The sequence below is a fragment of the Streptomyces sp. NPDC006624 genome, from assembly GCF_040611555.1.
GTDB lineage: Bacteria > Actinomycetota > Actinomycetes > Streptomycetales > Streptomycetaceae > Streptomyces.
The window spans coordinates 142,100-159,154 of the sequence record NZ_JBEXOM010000015.1; the positions used below are offsets into that span (position 1 = coordinate 142,100).

A 17,055-nucleotide genomic window follows, 5' to 3' on the forward strand; every position below is an offset into this window, starting at 1 on the left:
CACCGCCTGGTCGCCATCCGTAGAAGCGACCGTACGGCGCACCCGGGCCCGAGCGGGGGGTGATCCACGAAGTCGCCTCGCCTCCATGCGCTGCGCCCGGTGCCTGCGAGGGCGCGGCAGGTCAGGGGCGCGGGATGAGCGCGCGAGTTCCAACGGTCCGATCGTGAGGCGACTAACCCTCGACTCGCTGGAGCGTGCCGTTTGTCCCGGGCGCGTACTCGCGATGGCTGTTCTTCTCGATCTTGCGGGTGACCTCGTGGGCCAGGTCGACGTTCTGCATCTGGGCGAGGGCGACGAGGTACAAGAACACGTCGGCCAGTTCCTCGCCGGCGTCGGGCAGGCCCTTGCGCCAAGCCGTGAAGGCCTCGCCAACCTCAGCGTTGAGCAGGCCGAACTCAAGTGCGATGTCAGTGGTGTTGAAGCCCTTGGTGAGCTTGTTCTCCCAGGCAAGCCTCTGGGCTTCGGCGATGTCCACGGGGTCCCCTTGACGGTGCTGTGCCACTTCTGGGGAACCTTAGCGAGGCACAGGGCCCTGATATGGGTAGACGGACGGAGTTCAGCCAGTGGACCGCCCCGCTGCGAATGGTCCGACACCCGCCCTCCCTTCCGCTCTGAGGAGGTGCGGGTCGCCGGGCCTGCATGGAGCCAGAGCGAGAAGAGATGCCATGAGTAGTCCCGCACACGGTTTCACCGCGGTGGATACACAGCCCGCACCGGCGACATGGGTAGGCGTACTGGACCGCCTGGGCAGCGAGCCGTTCTACGCCGACTACAAGAAGCGCCTCCATGAACTCCTCCGCCCGAGCGCCGGCGAGAGGCTCCTCGAAGTCGGGGCCGGGACCGGTGAAGCCGCCCGCGCGGCAGAAGCCCGCTACGCGGTTGACGTGGTCGCCGTCGACCGGTCCGTCACCATGGCCGGCGAGTGCCGGGCCCGAGGCACCTCCCGGGTTCTCACGGCGGACGCGCACCGGCTTCCGTTCCGCACCGGACGCTTCTCGGGAGCGTGGGCCGACCGCGTTCTCCAGCACGTCGACGACCCCCACGCGGTCCTCGACGAGATGATTCGCGTCGTGCGCCCCGGTGGACGCATTGCGCTCGCCGACCCCGACTACGACACCCAGGTCCTCGACATCAGCGACCAGGACCTCGCACGCCGTGTTCTGCGTTTCCGCGCCGACCACATGCTGCGCCACGGAACTCTCGCCCACCGACACGCGGGACTCCTTGCCGACCGGCGCCTCACCGACATCACCGTAGAGCCCCGCACACTTGTCGTACGGGATCCCCGGGCGGCCGACCGCGTGATGGGGCTCCGGACGTGGGCGCACACCGCCGCGGACCACGGGCACCTTGAGGTCGGTGAGGCCGACCGGTTCGTCGCCCTGTTCGACGAGGCAGTCAGCCGGGGCAAGTTCCTCTACGCCGTCACGTTCTTCCTCACCGGTGCAACCCGCCCAGACACGCACGCGCCTGCAGCCACCTGACCGACCTGCGCTGGGGACCGGTCGGCGACTGGTGGGTCTGGCATCCTGACCTTCATGGTCACCACTCGCCTGCACTGGTCAGACCTTCCGGCGAAGACGCGGGCCGCGATCGAGGCGACGACCGGCCCCATCCACCGGGCCGAGACCGTGTCGGGCGGGTACAACAGCGAGATCGCCGTACGGCTCGACACCGCCCGTGGAACGCTCTTCGTCAAGGGGCTGCGCAGCGATCACCCGCGCGCCTGGACCCAGGGCCGAGAAGCCGCGGTCGCCCCGCACACCGGCGGCCTGGCTCCGAGCCTGCTGTGGCGGGTGAGAGAGACTGGCTGGGATCTCCTCGGCTTCGAGTTCGTCGCCGAGGGGCGTCATGCCGACTACTCGGCCGGCTCGCCCGACCTTCTGCTCCTGGCCGACGCCCTCACGCGGCTCGCCGAGGCGTCCGTGCCGGACATCGAGCTGAAACGCGCCGAGAAGCGCTGGGCCGCCTACATCCCCGAACCGCGGCACCGCGCCGCGCTGGCCGGCGAGCACCTCGCCCACACGGACTTCAACCCGGAGAACGTGCTGATCGCCCACGAGCGGGCCGTGATGGTCGACTGGGCCTGGGCGACCCGCGCGGCACCCTGGCTCGACCCGGCCCTCGCCTGTATCTGGCTCATCGCCACCGGAAAGCAGGCCCCCGCCCAGGCCGAGCAGTGGGCTGCGCGGATGCCGGCCTGGCACACGGCCCCCCGCGACGCACTGAACGCCTTCGCACAGGCCAACGCGAGGCTCTGGACCGAGATCGCCGACGAGAACCCCGGACCCTGGTCCGCTTCACTGAGGGACGCGGCCGGACGCTACGCCGCCTTCCGCAGCACGACATGGGGCACGAGTGATGAGTGGCCCCGACCGGGGCCGACCGCGACAGGCGCCCCGGCCGCGTGAGGAGCCCGACCTCGGTGCTCGACCCGCTCACGGCGTCCGTCGGCGAGCGCATCATCCCTTCGAGCGCTCTCGCGGGAGACTCAGCGCCAACACCTCAGCGCGGGCCTAGAGTTGTCGCGTCCGCGACGCGCCCACCCGGGAGGAGGTCCCGTTGCATCACCGGTACCGCCCTGCCGCCGCTCCCACCGTGCCGTGCGCCCGGGTCTCTTCCTCATGACCGCGCCCCGCACCCCGCAGTCCTTACGGATCCTGTGGCTCGGCACCTCGATCATGGAACACCGCCAGGCCCACAGCCCCCGTCTGACCGACCCTGCCACCCTCGCCCAGGTCGGCGAGACGGTCCGGATCACGGAGCACCGCTCCACCGGCTACGTCCACCACGTCCACCTGGCGCTCCAGCTCGCCCACCCCCCGCGTCTCCTTCCTCTGCGACAACCGCGGGCAGGGCGGCGCCACCTCCCGTGACCTCGCCACGGCCGCCCACGCACTGCCACCGCACCCGCGCTACGACCTCGCGGTCTACGGCTGCGGCATCAACGACGTCTGGCGCGCCCACCAGGGGCGCACGGCCGAGGCCGTGTCCATCCAGGAGTACGCCGAGCACTACGCCGCCACCCTCGCCGTGCCCGCCGCGTCCTGTGCGTCTCCGAGACCCCGTTCGGCCCGGTCGGCTCCCCGGGCAGCGCCGACTCCATGAACGGCGATCTCAACCGCTACCACCAGGCCGCCGCCCGGACCGCCGCTGCCGCCGGAATCCCGTATATCGACGTCTGGACACCGTTCACCCAGGTCGCCCGCGAATTCGCGCACCAGTCAGGGCGGGAGCAGGCGACGCTGTGGAGCGACGGGGTCCACCTCTCCGACCTCGGCGTCACTCTCCTCGCGCAACACGTGGCAGCGCACCTGCGCGACGAGCGCGTCATCGAGCAGCTCCTGCGGGCACCAGTCGACCCCAGCGAAGGACGGTGACTCCCCGTGCACCGACGGACGTTGATCACGGGCCTGGCGGCCACCACCGCCACAGCCATCACCTCCCCTCTCCCGGGGACCGCCGCACCCGCTCGGATGGACCAGGCCGTCCTCGGCTCGCTGCTTGTTGCCCGCCTGCACGACGCCATGCTCGGGGTCGGCCAGGCGCCGGCGGAGCCGCCGCCCCAGCGCTCGCCGGACCCTTCGCTGGCGCGCTCGCCGACTTCGAAGCCTGCCGCTACGCCCGACTCACCGTCAGCCTGCCCCGCCTCGTCCGCGTCGGCCACGCGCTCACCCTCAGCGGAAGGGACACCGCCCCGTACGCGCTGCTGGCCAAGACCTACCTGCTGGCCACCCGCATGCTCGTCAAACTCGACGAAACCCACCTCGGCTGGATCGCCGCCGCCCGCGCCCGCCAGTTCGCGAACGCGGCCGGCGATGCCCTCGCGGTCGCTGAAGCCGCCCGCCAGGCGGCCGTCCTGGCGAGGAAGGCCGGTCGGCACAACGAGGCGCTGTCCCTCGCCCTGTCCGCCGCGGACCAGCCCGACTTGCGCCGCGTCGGCCGGGCCGGCACCGCGCTGCGCGGCCTCCTGGTCCAGAGCGCCTCGTACACGCTCGCGCGCCGCGGTGACCGTGACGGGATGCGGGAACTGACCGATGAGGCCGCCGCGATCGCCCACGAGATCGGCCGCGTCACGCTGCCAGGCAACCAGGGCGGCTTCAGCCCGCTCACCGTTCAACTCCACCGCATCAGCGCCGAAAATCACGCCGGCGACCCGCGGGCCGCACTCGATGCCGCCCACTCGCTCCCGCTCAACGCCCTGCCCAGCGTCGAACGCCGCTCTCGCGCGCTCGGCGACATCGCCGCCACCTACGACCGCCTCGGCCGACGAACCGACTGCATCCGAACGCTTCTCGCCGCCGAACGGACTGCACCCGAGGAGGCCCACGCCCGCCCGGCGACGAAGGCGCTGATCTCCAGCCTGCTGCGCTCCGGACCGACATCGACGGACCTTCGCGGACTAGCCGAGCGCAGTGGCGTCCTCGCCTGACAGTCGAACTCCGCAGCATCAAACGGAACTTGAAGAGTAGCGGCCCACCGGGCGAACACGAGGTCGGCCAGGTGCAAGGCGACAGCTAGAGTCCGGAGGCATGTCCTCGAAGCGCCCAGATCACCTTGTGAACGCCGCAGCGGCCACGCGTCTTGGGACGTTGCTGCACCTGCGCGGCCCCGAGGGCCGGACAGTGGTCGCCCAGAACATGGCACACGGCAGCTCGTACACCATGCCCGCGGACTGGCGCCGGCTGCCGGCCTCGGAACAGGCCCGGGCACTGGTCAAGGCCGAGGCACGCCGGATCGCCGATGCACGGGTCTACGCCTTCGACGAGTCGGCCGTCAGTGCGCTGCGCGCTGTGGCAGACGACCTCGACGTCCGGATGCCGGTAACGGCTGATCTTGTACCGTCGCCCTCCGGGATGGTCTTCTTCGCCTCGCCCGTCTCCGTATCGGCGGACGAGGGCATCATCACGGCAGCCACCTGGGGCCCTCCCATGGACGGGTTCGGAGACGGCGTCCACCTAACCTGGTGGACGGACACGTTGGCGTTCGTCAAGCGTGAACTCGCTGCCGGCCGGACCAGCACCGCGGACGCCGAGTACCGCAAACGGTTCTTCGGCCCGCTGATGCTCCACGTGGACATGCACCTGCCGTTTGCGCCCCTGGTGGACATCCGGCTGGTGCCGCTGGCCGAGCTCCAGGAGTCGGACCGGGACTCGGCGCCGGCCATCCGCGCGATCGTGGCGGCCTGGTACGCGCTCAGACATGGCCTGGTGCCGGTGCGCGAGGAACGGGCCGATCCCGAGCTCGGCCGGGCGCTGGCGGCGGAGAAGGCCAAGCACCTGGGGGTGCAGGTAGCCCGGGCCGAGAACGCACAGGCCCTCGCCGCGGCGGTCCGCGAGCAGGCACATGTCGCCGCTCAGAAGCTCCCTCAGCAGGCCATGGGAGGACTGAGCAACCCGGACCAGGTCCTTCCCGGCGAGCTCGACGAGACGTTCTCGCCGGGCCGCGATGAGGAACTCGATCCGGGGCTGCGGTGGGTGACCCGCCTGTACCGGGACGCCGCCCAGCCGCTGGCCATCCTCGAAGAAGAGGCGCAGCAGCGTTACCCCGGCATCTTCGACCACCTGGAGGAAGTCCGGGCCCGCGAGTACGGAAGCTGGCCCGAGTGGTGCTGGGTTCCCTACAGCCGGGTCGCCCGCGCCCTCGCCGACCTGGGCTCGGTCAAGGACGTCGACCTGGCGCTCCAGCACGCGGTGGTGATCGCGGGACTCGGCGCCTGGAAGGCCCGCGGGCGCAACGCCGTCGTCCTCGACTGGCTGCCCGACCCGGGGACCCGCACTGATCTCGCTCCAGCAGACGTCCCGGCCGAACTGCCCGTTCACGGTGCGGCGTTGCTCCACACCGACATCGAGGACGGCGTGCCCGTCTACATCGGAGGCATGCTCGCCTTCCTCGACTACAACACCAAGGAGCAACGCGCTGAACTCCTGTGCCTAGACCACAACCGCGGGCCCGGCATGAAGGACGTCTACGAATGGCAGTTGCTGCTGTCCGGCTCCACAGTGCCCGAGGCGGCTGAGGCGACCGCCGCTGTCTCCCTGCTCCCGGCGAAGCCGTCCGGCGAGCAGACCACGCGCGAGGAACTCACTGAGATCATCACCGGCGTGTTCGGCCGGTACTTCCCCTTCCTGGCAACCCTCGCCGATCCCACCGGCAACAACGCCGTGGTCGGCGAGGTCGCAGCAGCGCTCGGCCGCAGGCCCCCCCCCAGGCCTGGCCGCCGACGAGCGGAGGCCGCCACATGACCCTCTGGCTGACCAGACCAGCACCCACGCATTGATCCGGACCCGTGGGCAGGCGGACCGATGCTGAGCCAGCTCGCCCGATACGCCGCGCCCAGTGGACTCTGCGCCGAACTGAAGGACCAGGCCCACACCGACGGCATCCGCGACCTGGTCCCCGCGGCCGTCCTCGTCCACGACGACGCCGCCCTCCGGCGCAGCCCGGACGACTACCGCGCCGGCACCTGGGAGCTTCCCGGCGGCCGCCGCGAGACGGGCGAATCCGTCCTGGACTGCCTCGCCCAGGAGGCCGGCGAGGAGACCGGCCTGACCGTCCGGTCGGTCGACCAGCACCTGGGCCACTTCGACTACACCAACGCCCGCGGCCGCACCAGCCGCTAGTTCGTCTTCGCCCTGACCCCGGACAAGCCCGGACCGATCATCCTCACCGGGCACGACCGCGACCAGTGGATCCGGGTACCGACGAACTACCATCCACTACCTCGGAGTTGCGGGAGTTCCTGGCAAGCAACCGGTCGCGGTGCTGACGGGCAGAATGGGAACCCACCAGCCGTTCAACCACCCGGGGGATGTGTGCCTGACACGCGCGAGATAGCCGAAGCGATGATTCTCGTCGACAGGGCAAGGACAGACGCAGGACGCACCCACCTGCGCAGCCTCTTCCGGGGGAAGGAACCCGATGGTGCGGACGCCCAGCGGCGCGAGGTAGAACGGGACGCCATCGCGGCGGACATGGCGGTGCTGGAACGCTCGCCCACCCGGGCCGACATCGCCCAGGTAACCGCGCGCTACGCGCACGTCCACGCACAAGCGGTCCGCGACGTCGCGGTGGAGCCGCCAGCCGTTGCCCCGCCTGCGGGTGTCGCCGAGGCGGTGCTGCTGGACTGGGCGGGTACGGTGGCGCACCTGGAGAGCACCGACGAATGGCTCTCGGGAGCGCTGGCCGAGGCCGGGATCACCGTTCCGGCACAGGACCGAGCCGCGTGGGCCCGCCAGGCGGAGGCCGCCGGGCTGCCGGGTGGCCGCCGGCCGACCGACCTTTCCCCGCACGACCTGGCAGCGTGGTGGCGGCGAGACCTGGACCCGCAGGCCCACCGGTCCGTGTACGACCGCCTCCTGGAGGAGGCCGGGCTGCCCTGGCCCGAAGCAGCGGGGGCGTTGTACCGAAGGACGATGAGCGCCGACGGATGGCGGATTGACCCGGCCGCGCGCCGGGCGGTGGTGAGACTGCGCCGGGCCGGAGTCCAGCTGGCGGTGGTCAGCAACATCGGCTGGGACCTGCGGCCGGTCCTGCGCCAGCACGACCTGATGCTCTGGATCTCGGACTGCGTGATGTCCTACGACGTCACCGCCAGGAAGCCGGGGCCGACCATCTTCACCGTGGCCTGCCAGCGGCTGGGCGTACAGCCACGGCACGCCGTGATGGTGGGCGACAACCCGGAAGCAGACCAGGGAGGCAAGGCGCTGGGAATCCGAACGATCATCCTGCCCAGGCTCAGCGGCGAGGACCGATGGGAGCCGGTACTCGACGCCGCTCTCGGGTCCAGCGCCGGGACCAGCAGCTGACAGATGTCCTGCCGGACTCAGTGCTCGGAGAGCCTGCCCGGCACGCCGGTCTGCGCACTCGCACGGTGGTCGGATGAACGCGCGGGCTCTCCCAGCCGGAACCCCGCGATGGGCTATTTGCCCTTCCGCTTCCGCTTCGAGGAGCGCTTGGGCTGGTTGCGCACCACGTTGCTGCGGTCCGGCCGGGGAGGGGTGCGCTGCGGGGTTGTTCCTGCCCGGAGGACCGTCTTGATTCGGGCGTCGAGGGCTTGCCGCTGTTCCGGAGTGGTGGCGTCCGCCGGGCACTCCAGGAGGTGCTGTGCTGCGATGGCGACGACATCGTGTTCCCAGACCGTGCGTTCGCGGGGATCGCGCGGGAGGGGGTAGTCGGGCCCGTAGAGCTGTTCGAGGAAGGCGAGCGCCTCCTCGTCGCTGACGGTGATGATTTCGCGATCGGGGACGCGCAGGGCTTTGGCCTCGCTCTCACGGATCTCGTTGAGCAAGTTGAGGCGGGTGCGCTCCTTGGGGAGCGGGAGCCGGCGGTTCTGGGTCAAGCCTGCGGCCATCGCGGCGAACGCTACGAGTCCGGCAGGACTGTTCGCGACGGACTGGTTGAAGTCGACCCCCGGCTCTCCGGCGCCCCTGAGCGCTTGGACCAGTTCGCGCGCGGCTTGTTTGTACTCGTTCGGGGCGTATCGGTCGATCAAGCGGGCGGCGCCGTCGGCGGCTTCACGGTTGGTGATGTGAACGCCTTCCATCTCGCCCAGGCGCAGAAGCTGGTTCGCGAAATCCAGAGCTTGCTGGTTGGGGAACTCGAAGCGGAACTGCGGGGGCGGCGTGCGGCCGGGATCGTCGTCCCAGGTGGCGACCCGGTCGATGACCGCAGCGAGTGTCTCGGCGTCACGGTCGATGTAGGCGAGGATCGCGCGGCGGGAGAACGCGTACATGCGACCGGTCCGCTCGACGACGTCTGCGGGCAGCTCGTCCATGATGGCGCTGACCGCGCTGCGCAGCGCCTCGTCTTCCTTCGTCTCGCCGCGGGCGGCACGTCGTGCCGCCCGTCGGGAGGGGAGGGTACGAACGGCGGCGATGGCCATGGCGAGCTCGAAGCACAGCATGCTCTGGTTGCCGGGCTCCTGATCACGGAACTCGGCGACGGCGTTCTCGATCTGGCGCTCGTCGCCGGTGTGGACGGCCTGCACGGCGCGCAGCCAGAGCCCGACCGGATAGTGGGGGAGCCCGGGGTCGAGGGGAGCGTCCATTTCGTCCAGGAACGCGGTGGACATCATCGAGGCGGCGACCTTCGGCCAGGTGTGCCACAGGTTGACGCCATGCCCGTCGTCGACCAGGCGCGCGATCCTGTCCGAGGCCAGGTTCGACACGGTGGTGTTCCGGGCGTTCTCGGTCAGCGCGCCCACGATCCAGGTGGCACCGGCGACCCACCCGGCCTCCGTGCCGCCTGCGCACCTGCGGTGGAGTGCGGCCGCATCGAGCAGTTCGTCTAGCCCGCCGGCCAGCCGGATCAGCGGGGACACTGCGGTCGCCAGTTGGGCGAGGAGCTTGGCGCGGCCGTCCGGCCCCAGTTCAGTGGCACACCGGCGGGCGGCCTGCTCCAGCAGGCCCACGGCGCCCTGGTCGGCGGTCGCGGCGAGTTCGGCGCCGAGCTTCGCCCACGGCTCGTTGGCGTCAGGGTGCTTGGAGAACAGGGGGACCGAGGTATTGGTGCCGGCGGCGTTGACCTGGGCCCAGGCCGCGAGGATCTGCGCGCTGCGCTCGGCGTCGTACACCACGCCTCCGCTCGCCGCCACGAGCGCGTCCGCTGACCACAGGGCCGCGTCCTCCATGAGCGTCTCGGTCAGGCGCCGTTGGTCGGCCTGTTCAATCAGCATGCGAGCCATGCCCCCCACGTCGTGCCTCGCGCTGACCTCCAGAGCGGGGTGCGCGAGCGGTGATCTCGATGCTCCAGCGTTTCAGTCCCGCCGTGATCGCGGCAAGGCGGCGGGCGGAGTATCAGGGTGCGACACCGTGAAGGGCCTGGGTGATGATGCCGAGCGTGGTCCAGTCGACCGCCGGGGCCTCGGGATGCAGGAGGTGAGCGACGCGTGCCACTTCGACGTGCGTGCGTTCGGTCTCCTCGGCGTTGCCGTGGCCGGCCTGGTCGGATCGGAGTTCGTCGATCTCGGTGTCGCTGAGTTCGACGGCGTAGACAGCCTGGACATGGACGGAAACGGTGCCCGCCGACTGGCGGACTCCGACCGCGTGCAGACGGCGGGGGTCCAGGCGCAGTCCGGTCTCCTCCGCGAACTCGTCCGCCGCCACCTGTCGTGGGTCGCCGGTCTTCGGCGCGGAGCCGCCGGGAAGTTCACGGATGAAGCCATCCGCTGTGCGAGCAGGTGTGCGGAACTCACGGACCAGAACGACTTCGCTGTCCAGCCACTGCGCGGCGGGACGGAAAGCGACGACGGTCGAGAGGTCCGGGCGGCCGAGCACGACTTCGTTGGACTTCTCGCGCTGTTCGGCCGCCACCCACACGCGCGCCGCGTACGCCCAGAACAGCACGTGAGTCCGCGCGGGTCCCACACGGAACGTCCAGGCGATCCGGCCGCCGAGCAGCAGGTTGCCCGCTTCTTCCTGTGCGGCCAGCCATGCGCGGAAGGAAGGAGTGCGCCACAGCAGCAGCGGCACGTCGCGCTGTCCTCCGATGCGGGCGGCGCCGGGGCCGATGCGGTCCAGGGCGAGGGCGACCGTCTTGGCCAACGTGTCCGCGACGGGCGCCTTCAGGTTGTCGGCGAGTGCCTGGAGGAGGCGCACGTGCACGGCGTGCTCCGGGCAGCCCAGGACGGCGCGGCCGCTGTCCATGTCCTCTCCGAACTCAACGTTCGTGGACAGGCCCGGCAGCGTGTCCATCGCGCGCGGAACCCAGTACAGGATCTCGTCGGCACGCTCTCGGTTGACGCGCTCCCAGTCGAGCTGCCCCGTGTAGTCGCTGCCGCGTGCCCCGTCCCGGGCCTCGGGGACGAACACCACGAGCGTGCCGGGCTGCCTCCATTGCATGGTGATCTCACGGAGGGCCTCGGGCCGCCACGAGGGGACCTCGGCGGTGCGCGGAGACGGGCCGGCGAGGAAGATGCTGGCCATGTACGTCTCGGGAGGCTCCTCGCCGGCGAAGACGGGCTGGACGTCACTGGCTGCGAGCATGCTTGTCGTCACTGTCTGTCCTTCATGTCATCCGCGTTTTCCGAGTGTCGGCAGGCCGCCTGACACCGCTCGTACGCTGCGCCCGCGGCGGGCCGACCGCTTCGCAAGCAGCAACTGGCGGGCCAGCGTCCTCCAGTGGGCGGCTTCGTCATCCTGCCCCGACGCCCTCAGCAGCGCTCCGGCCGTGAGCATCGCCGCCCGCGTCCGCCCGTACAAGGTGTCGGCCACCGACGACATCGCGCCGTGGACCCGGACCGCGCCGGGGGCGCCCCGCGCGCACAGCACCAGCCGCCGGCCCGGGTCTTCCTCGTCCAGGCGCGCGGCGTACAGGCCGGCCCGGCTGCTGCCCAGGGCGATCTGCCCGAGCAGGATCAGCAGTGCGGAGTCGTACGGCAGTAGTACCTCCTCGGGCCGAGCCCCGCGGGCAGGAGCGAGCGCGACCAGGACGGCGTGTTCGTCCTCCCGGCGGACCCACATCCGGAGGGTGGGCCAGGCGGCGCCGGGGGAGAGCGCGGGATGGCGGGGGAGCGCGTCCACGAGCCGGCCTCCGAGGTCACGGGTGGTTCTGCGGCGGGGTGACGGACCTGGGCGCCCGGTCAGAGCAGGAGGCCGGTGTGCTGCTCGGCGAGTGCCTTCGCCTCGGACTCGCTCGTGGCGAGGCGACGGACGGGCTGTTCATCGCGCAGGTGTTCCGTGGTGAGCAGTTCCCAGATCTCCGCACGCCCCGCCGGGTCCTTGGCGTATTGGTCGGTCAACTCGTACCAGTGCAGCAGTAGTTGCGCGGTCGCGCGGTGCGGCCGCGGGGCGGCCAGGCGCCTCATGTCGAGGTGATGGTGGCGCCGGGCGCCACGGATGCTGCTCCGCAGGTCCTCGGGTACGGCCTCCGGGTTACTGGCTCCGGCCAGAAGGCGCTCCAGGTCTTCTGCGCAGGACGGCACCGGCGGCAGCGCGGCATGGAGTCCTGGGGGCGGCCCGTCCTTGAGGGCGCCCTCCGGTCGATATGCCCACCGGAGGTCGGTTCCGGGCTGAAGGAGCTCGGCGTCGATCCGCTCGGTGCCCTCGGTGTCGTCCAGGTCGACGACATAGCCCTCGGGACCGGTCACCTGCTGGTTCTCGTCGTCGAAGCTCCAGCCGATGTCCCGCACGTAGCCGCCCTGGCCAGCGAAGCTCCCGCCGTGCACCCGGACCCGCTGATACACGGCAAGGCCGCCCTGCTCGGCGCTGAAGGCGGCGCTGACCGCGGCCGCGGCCCAGTGCGTGCACACCTCGAGCGCGGGGTCCGGCAGAGCCTCGGCGATCCCACGGCTCATCCCTTCCCACCGCGGCTCCGGCAGAGGGCCGTCCGCCGCGTTGCGTCCCCGCTGCATCAGGGCCTCCCAGGGCGGGGGCGGCACGTTGCGGCGCCGGATGGGGGCTTCGGGGTCCCACGTCCGGTTCAGCCACCGCCACCGTGCGAGCAGCGGATCCGACAGCTCGTCAGCCGGTGTGGTGAGGGCCTGGCCTGCGTCCGGGAACGTGTCTTCCACGAGGCGGATGACGTGCTCGTCGTCCCACAGCCACCACAGGACTTTCGACCACGGCACCTCGTCGACCGGCGTCTCGTGGCGCACGTGCAGCGCGTACAGGACCACCGTGATGATGTCGCGGATGGCGACATCGTCCCAGCAGTCCTCCTTCATGCCGCCGGGCCGCTCGCGGTCGGCGACCACCGTCGCGCGGCTCACGGCAGCCTCCCAGGTGCTGGGTGCCGTGGTCGTCTCTGCGGTCACCTTCTCCTCCGGTCTTCTCGGGTCGGCGGCGCGGTGAGGCCAGGTCTCAGAAACGGATGTTGTAGACGGAATGCGGGCCCAGGACTGCGGTGAGGCCCACCAGCAGAGCGGGCTGTCGCTTGTCGCTGTAGGAGTCGACGTCTACCTCGGTGCGCAGATGCTGCCACATCCGGGCGACCGGGTCGTCGCCTGCATCAAGGTCGTGGCCGAGGGCCTGAAGCCGCGCGCCCCAGCGGCGCGTCGTCTCGGCCGCCGCGTCGGCCGTGGCGTCAGTGCCCTCGGGCTCCATCAGGGCGAGGACCTCGTCCCGGCTGATCTGCTCGACGCCGATCTCCCCTTCGCGGGCCAGGAGGTAGAGGGCGACGGTGAGGGCGGCGCAGCCGTCGCTCAGCCGGCCGCCGCGCACCTGGTACTGCTCCAAGCGACGGCCGGCGACCTCGACCGTACGCGCCCACGCGTCCTGCCACACCTGCGGCCCGCCTTCGTCCCGCCACTGCTGCAGCCGCTCCGGGACCGGCTGGCGGCTCGGCGCCCACCGGTCACTCTCCTGCTTCAGGTCGGCCAGGAACGCGTGGACCGCCTGGGCCAGCCGCTGGCCGTCGTCGCTGTCCTGGACCACGGGGGCCGAGAGCGCGTAGATGACCTCAAGAAGGAAGAGCGTGAGGGCGTTGCCGCCGTGCCGCTCAGGCAGCCGCGGGGACAGGACCGCTGCCAGGGCCTGCGCGAGATCGTCCTGCTCCAGGTCGACCGCCTCGGCGAGCGCGACCGTATCGGCCTCGGGACCCAGGTAGGAACGGAAGGAGCGACGGTTCTGCTCACGCTCTTGGAGTTCCGCGAGCGGGGGCATGAGCCGGCGGGCGGCGTAGGCGGGATCGGCTTCGCACAGGATGAGCCTCTGGAGGAGGCAGTGGCCCAGGTCGTCCGGGGCCCCGTCGACGGGGGACATGATCGTGACGCCGCAGCTGCAGTGGAGCGTGAGCGGGTCGCCCCAGCGCCCCTCGACCAGGAAGGACTGCTGATTCTTGCAGGCCGGGCAGGCGAACTGCTCCAGGCCCGTCTCGTGGTCGTAGGGAGGGGTGCCGCTGATGGAGGAGTCCTCGGAGATGCTCTCGTTCCACTGGGCGATGCCGGCGTCCCACCGTGTCAGCAGGATCCGGTCGACGTTGATGTGCCAGATGTGATCGTCGGGGTATCCCTCGGGGGCGCCTTCGGTCGGCCGGTCCTCGCGGTAGCCGATCCGGGGCAGTACGACACGGCGTCCTTCTCCCGGCGCACCCGGAGCGGGGGTGGACACAGGGGTCTGGCTGCCGCCGCTGATCGCCTCCAGCCGGTGGCCGACGGTGCACTCGTGGCCGCTCTCCCGCAGCCCGTACGGGCAGTGCTCGACATGCAGCGCAAGCAGGTGCCGGGCGTGACTGCACAGGTCGGCAAGGAAGGCACCGTCGCGGCGGGCGAGCCGTTTGATCGGCGCGATGATGGCCTCCGTCTCGGGCGGTGCCACGAAGACGCGCAGGATCTCCTCGGTCCGCTCCGGGGCCTTCAGTACCGGCAGCGCGCGGGTGAAGACGAGTTCCCGGATCGTGTCGGTGGTGACCTCGTCGGTGCGGGCCTGATGGTGGAGGACCGCGCCGAGGAGTAGCGCCACCGCGTCGGCGCCGGTGCCTCTCAGTCCGGCCTCACGCTGGCCGAACTGGTACTGCTGCCACGCCTCGGTCAGCTCCCGCTCGGCCATCGGCGCCGCCTGGGACGACCAGCCGATCACCACCGCACCGACTTGGCAGCACAGCTCGGCCAGCGTCTCCGTCTCATCCAGGCCCTCCACAAGGGGGAGATGGCCCATCAACGCGTCAAGCGCGTCTTCGGCCGCGGCCCGCCGCTCCGCGGGCGTCATCTGCTCGCACAGCTCGACCAGCGACTCGCCGGCGGTCACGGCCCGCACCAGGCGCTTCAACTCGGGGGAGGAGGCGCTGAACCTGTCGTCGTCATCGGTCATGTAGCCGGGCAACTCGCCGCGATACACGCGCAAGGCCGTCAGCCGGGAGAAGGTCACCAGCCGCACGAGGCAACCCGCGTCGGCGGCGACCTCATCCAGATGCTCGGCCACGCACTCGCAGCTGTTGAGCACGGCGCCCATCAACGCGCCGAGAGCCTCCTCGTTGACCGCCCGCCCTTCGGAATCCGTGTCCGTCGCAACCCTGGGCAATTCCACCGACCCGTGCTGGTGCGCGCCCATCGGGCCCCCTCCTTCGCCCGCGCCGCTCGGACTGCGGATGCGCGGCCATCTCTCGTCTCAGCAGATCACAGCGTAGGCGCCGCTCGCAGGCCCTTCCAACCGTCAACGACGTTTCAGGAAAGGGCAGATGAACCGCGGTCGATGCCATGCCCAGCATCCCCGCCATCGGCCATGCTCAGCCCACGACATCCGCCCGCGATCTGCCCGTCGTCCAGAACCTCGACCCCAGCACCCCCGCATAAAGGTGCAGCTCTGCGGCGGGAAACCCCTGTGCGACACGCGGCTCCACGCGCACTCATCAGCGATGCGACAGAAACACGGGGGCGCAAACCGCCCCATTCGGAACACTGTCGCCGTCCCGGTCTGACGTGAATTCGCGGATCGGTATGGCAAGGCCCGCCGAATCACAGCATGATCGTGGCGACCCCCGAATCGACATACGCACCCGGGGTGACGCGGCACCGTCCGCGGGGCCGTGAACTGTAGGGGGAGGAGCCGGAGGTGCTGACCAGAACCGGTCGCGCGTGGCAGATATCCGTACTGGCGGCCTGCGGGATCGTCCTGACCGCGGTGCTCGCCGGAACCGGGCTGTCCCTCCGCCTCTCGGCGGCGGCGGGCCTCGTGCTGCTGGCGCTGCTGTGGGCCACCGCCCACGTCATCACCGACCTGGAGCTTGCCTACCCGGTCACCCGGCGCGGCCGCCTGCGAGCAGCTGCCGCGCGCAGTGAGCCCCTCCTCGCGTTCACCGGCGCCGCCCTCGCGGCGCGCAACGCCGCCGGCCGCGCCTGGCACACGGCCCACACCGGTGAGGCCGACCGTCACCAGAAGGCCCAGGCCGATCTCGTGCTGGCCTTGACGGCCCTCGACGAAGAGCTGCCCCGTGTCCTGGGCCTCGGCTTGCCGAAGGCCACGGAGGCCGCCAACCGACTGCACACCGAGCTGCACGCGCTCGGCGCCGGATGCACCCCGTCGGCACTCCAGAGCGACCAGGACCGCCTCGCCGCCCAGAACTCGATCGGCACCCATCTCGATGTCCTCCTCGACCTCACCGAGGAGGCTCAGTCGATCCGCCCCTGAAGCTCCGGCACCGGCCGACGCACGCGGGCGGAGCCGGCCGACAGGACATGACGGGCCGAGGCGGGGCCCACCGTGAGTTCCGCCGACGAAAGGACGACACGACGTGCCTGACCTTCCTGAACCCGAAATGGCCACCGTGCGCATCCCGAAGGCCGCCCAGGAGGCGTTCGCGGCAGCCGTCGCCGCCGAGGTCGTCGCGACCTTCAAGGACGACAGTGGCCTGGACTGGTATTACGCGTGGGGGACGCGCGAGGTCGACCACCTCGAGGTGGCCCTCCTGCCCGGCGGCGACGAGGTCATGCTGCGGATGTCCTCCGACCGGGCCGCGACCATCGTCTGCCCGATCGAGCGCTGGTACGAGCTGGTCGGCCGGATGACTCCGCCCGGGCAGGGCCCGCAGGAGGCGTGACCCGGCGTACGCTGCACAGGCGACGGACATCAGGAGGGGGCGGCGACGATGGGTTGGCGGCTCGGCAGACGACGCGGTGGGGACATACGGCAGGCAGCCCACCGTGCCCAGTGGGCCATCGCGGTCAACACCGGCTACATGGCCTGGACGTCGGCGTGGAGCGAACAGCCCCGACCGTTCCAGGCCGACCCCGCCGAGAGCCCCCGCACCATCACCGGCCCGCTGCTCGCGCACAGCCAGGAGATCGACGAGGCGCTGGGCGCCTTCCTCGCGTGTGCGCCGCCCCCAGAGGTCACCGAACTCGTGGACCGCACACGTCGCTCGCTGAAGCCGCTCCTCGATCTGCAACCGTCCTGGACCGCACACCTCGCCTCCCGCCAGGAGGGCCGCCGGCTCTCCGCGGAGGAGCGGGAGAGCGCGCTGGGCATGGATCTCGACTTCGGCGGCTTTCTCCTCAAGGACTGGCCGCACGAGGAGACCGCGATCAGCGCGGCCCTCGCCGTCGCGCCGCATCTCGATCAGGTGCACGACGCCCTCGTCCCCTACTCGGGTCGGAACTGGACAGCCCCGGTGAACCGTTGA

The 17,055-nt window shown here is 71.0% G+C and carries 17 protein-coding genes; 11 read left to right on the forward strand and 6 right to left on the reverse strand.

What is annotated here, in order from left to right:
* Positions 1-172 precede the first annotated feature (172 nt).
* Positions 173-475: a MazG nucleotide pyrophosphohydrolase domain-containing protein gene (locus ABZY20_RS25780; protein ID WP_356444072.1), complete on the reverse strand. Its 303-nt coding sequence runs from the start codon at positions 473-475 to the stop codon at positions 173-175.
* A 190-nt stretch (positions 476-665) separates the two neighbouring features.
* On the opposite strand from ABZY20_RS25780, the gene ABZY20_RS25785 reads away from it, so the two are divergent.
* The 8 genes from ABZY20_RS25785 to ABZY20_RS25820 all read left to right on the forward strand — a co-directional run bounded on the left by ABZY20_RS25785 (position 666) and on the right by ABZY20_RS25820 (position 7,808).
* A complete protein-coding gene (locus ABZY20_RS25785; protein WP_356444074.1) occupies positions 666-1,484 on the forward strand; it encodes a methyltransferase domain-containing protein in 819 nt (272 codons plus the stop codon).
* Positions 1,485-1,538: 54 nt separating this feature from the next.
* Complete coding sequence (locus ABZY20_RS25790) at positions 1,539-2,411, forward strand: aminoglycoside phosphotransferase (protein WP_356444076.1); 873 nt, start codon at positions 1,539-1,541, stop codon at positions 2,409-2,411.
* Between the two features lie 213 nt (positions 2,412-2,624).
* The gene (locus tag ABZY20_RS25795) at positions 2,625-2,876 is read left to right on the forward strand and encodes a hypothetical protein (protein WP_356444078.1); all 252 of its coding nucleotides are present in this window, start codon (positions 2,625-2,627) and stop codon (positions 2,874-2,876) included.
* A gap of 78 nt (positions 2,877-2,954) precedes the next feature.
* A complete protein-coding gene (locus ABZY20_RS25800) occupies positions 2,955-3,380 on the forward strand; it encodes a GDSL-type esterase/lipase family protein (RefSeq protein ID WP_356444170.1) in 426 nt (141 codons plus the stop codon).
* Positions 3,381-3,739: 359 nt separating this feature from the next.
* Positions 3,740-4,432, forward strand: coding sequence for a hypothetical protein (locus ABZY20_RS25805; protein WP_356444079.1), 693 nt, complete (start codon positions 3,740-3,742; stop codon positions 4,430-4,432).
* A 100-nt stretch (positions 4,433-4,532) separates the two neighbouring features.
* Complete coding sequence (locus ABZY20_RS25810) at positions 4,533-6,245, forward strand: hypothetical protein (protein ID WP_356444081.1); 1,713 nt, start codon at positions 4,533-4,535, stop codon at positions 6,243-6,245.
* A gap of 60 nt (positions 6,246-6,305) precedes the next feature.
* Entirely contained in the window at positions 6,306-6,623 is a 318-nt protein-coding gene (locus tag ABZY20_RS25815) for an NUDIX domain-containing protein (RefSeq protein WP_356444083.1), read from the forward strand.
* A gap of 222 nt (positions 6,624-6,845) precedes the next feature.
* Positions 6,846-7,808, forward strand: coding sequence for an HAD-IA family hydrolase (locus tag ABZY20_RS25820; RefSeq protein WP_356444085.1), 963 nt, complete (start codon positions 6,846-6,848; stop codon positions 7,806-7,808).
* Positions 7,809-7,921: 113 nt separating this feature from the next.
* On the opposite strand, the gene ABZY20_RS25825 is transcribed toward ABZY20_RS25820, so the two are convergent.
* The 5 genes from ABZY20_RS25825 to ABZY20_RS25845 form a co-directional block, all read right to left on the reverse strand.
* Positions 7,922-9,685: a hypothetical protein gene (locus ABZY20_RS25825; protein WP_356444086.1), complete on the reverse strand. Its 1,764-nt coding sequence runs from the start codon at positions 9,683-9,685 to the stop codon at positions 7,922-7,924.
* 112 nt (positions 9,686-9,797) lie between these two features.
* Positions 9,798-10,985 (reverse strand): nucleoside 2-deoxyribosyltransferase domain-containing protein, encoded by a 1,188-nt coding sequence (locus ABZY20_RS25830; RefSeq protein ID WP_356444088.1) that lies wholly within the window; start codon positions 10,983-10,985, stop codon positions 9,798-9,800.
* Positions 10,986-11,012: 27 nt separating this feature from the next.
* Positions 11,013-11,522, reverse strand: coding sequence for a hypothetical protein (locus ABZY20_RS25835; RefSeq protein ID WP_356444090.1), 510 nt, complete (start codon positions 11,520-11,522; stop codon positions 11,013-11,015).
* A gap of 59 nt (positions 11,523-11,581) precedes the next feature.
* The gene (locus tag ABZY20_RS25840) at positions 11,582-12,754 is read right to left on the reverse strand and encodes a hypothetical protein (protein WP_356444091.1); all 1,173 of its coding nucleotides are present in this window, start codon (positions 12,752-12,754) and stop codon (positions 11,582-11,584) included.
* Positions 12,755-12,800: 46 nt separating this feature from the next.
* Positions 12,801-14,987 (reverse strand): hypothetical protein, encoded by a 2,187-nt coding sequence (locus ABZY20_RS25845; RefSeq protein ID WP_356444092.1) that lies wholly within the window; start codon positions 14,985-14,987, stop codon positions 12,801-12,803.
* Positions 14,988-15,488: 501 nt separating this feature from the next.
* On the opposite strand from ABZY20_RS25845, the gene ABZY20_RS25850 reads away from it, so the two are divergent.
* The 3 genes from ABZY20_RS25850 (at position 15,489) to ABZY20_RS25860 (ending at position 17,055) form a co-directional block, all read left to right on the forward strand.
* Positions 15,489-16,064 (forward strand): hypothetical protein, encoded by a 576-nt coding sequence (locus ABZY20_RS25850; RefSeq protein ID WP_356444094.1) that lies wholly within the window; start codon positions 15,489-15,491, stop codon positions 16,062-16,064.
* Positions 16,065-16,167: 103 nt separating this feature from the next.
* Entirely contained in the window at positions 16,168-16,473 is a 306-nt protein-coding gene (locus ABZY20_RS25855) for a hypothetical protein (protein ID WP_356444096.1), read from the forward strand.
* 48 nt (positions 16,474-16,521) lie between these two features.
* The gene (locus ABZY20_RS25860; protein ID WP_356444097.1) at positions 16,522-17,055 is read left to right on the forward strand and encodes a hypothetical protein; all 534 of its coding nucleotides are present in this window, start codon (positions 16,522-16,524) and stop codon (positions 17,053-17,055) included.

What these genes read in the sequence shown, in the direction of transcription:
- ABZY20_RS25785 (WP_356444074.1), top strand. Translation starts at nt 666, where the DNA reads ATGAGTAGTCCCGCACACGGTTTCACCGCGGTGGATACACAGCCCGCA.
- ABZY20_RS25815 (WP_356444083.1), top strand. Translation starts at nt 6,306, where the DNA reads ATGCTGAGCCAGCTCGCCCGATACGCCGCGCCCAGTGGACTCTGCGCC.
- ABZY20_RS25810 (WP_356444081.1), top strand. Translation starts at nt 4,533, where the DNA reads ATGTCCTCGAAGCGCCCAGATCACCTTGTGAACGCCGCAGCGGCCACG.
- ABZY20_RS25790 (WP_356444076.1), top strand. Translation starts at nt 1,539, where the DNA reads ATGGTCACCACTCGCCTGCACTGGTCAGACCTTCCGGCGAAGACGCGG.
- ABZY20_RS25820 (WP_356444085.1), top strand. Translation starts at nt 6,846, where the DNA reads ATGATTCTCGTCGACAGGGCAAGGACAGACGCAGGACGCACCCACCTG.
- ABZY20_RS25830 (WP_356444088.1), bottom strand. Translation starts at nt 10,985, where the DNA reads ATGCTCGCAGCCAGTGACGTCCAGCCCGTCTTCGCCGGCGAGGAGCCT.
- ABZY20_RS25845 (WP_356444092.1), bottom strand. Translation starts at nt 14,987, where the DNA reads ATGGGCGCGCACCAGCACGGGTCGGTGGAATTGCCCAGGGTTGCGACG.
- ABZY20_RS25805 (WP_356444079.1), top strand. Translation starts at nt 3,740, where the DNA reads ATGCTCGTCAAACTCGACGAAACCCACCTCGGCTGGATCGCCGCCGCC.
- ABZY20_RS25825 (WP_356444086.1), bottom strand. Translation starts at nt 9,685, where the DNA reads ATGGCTCGCATGCTGATTGAACAGGCCGACCAACGGCGCCTGACCGAG.
- ABZY20_RS25795 (WP_356444078.1), top strand. Translation starts at nt 2,625, where the DNA reads ATGACCGCGCCCCGCACCCCGCAGTCCTTACGGATCCTGTGGCTCGGC.
- ABZY20_RS25860 (WP_356444097.1), top strand. Translation starts at nt 16,522, where the DNA reads ATGGGTTGGCGGCTCGGCAGACGACGCGGTGGGGACATACGGCAGGCA.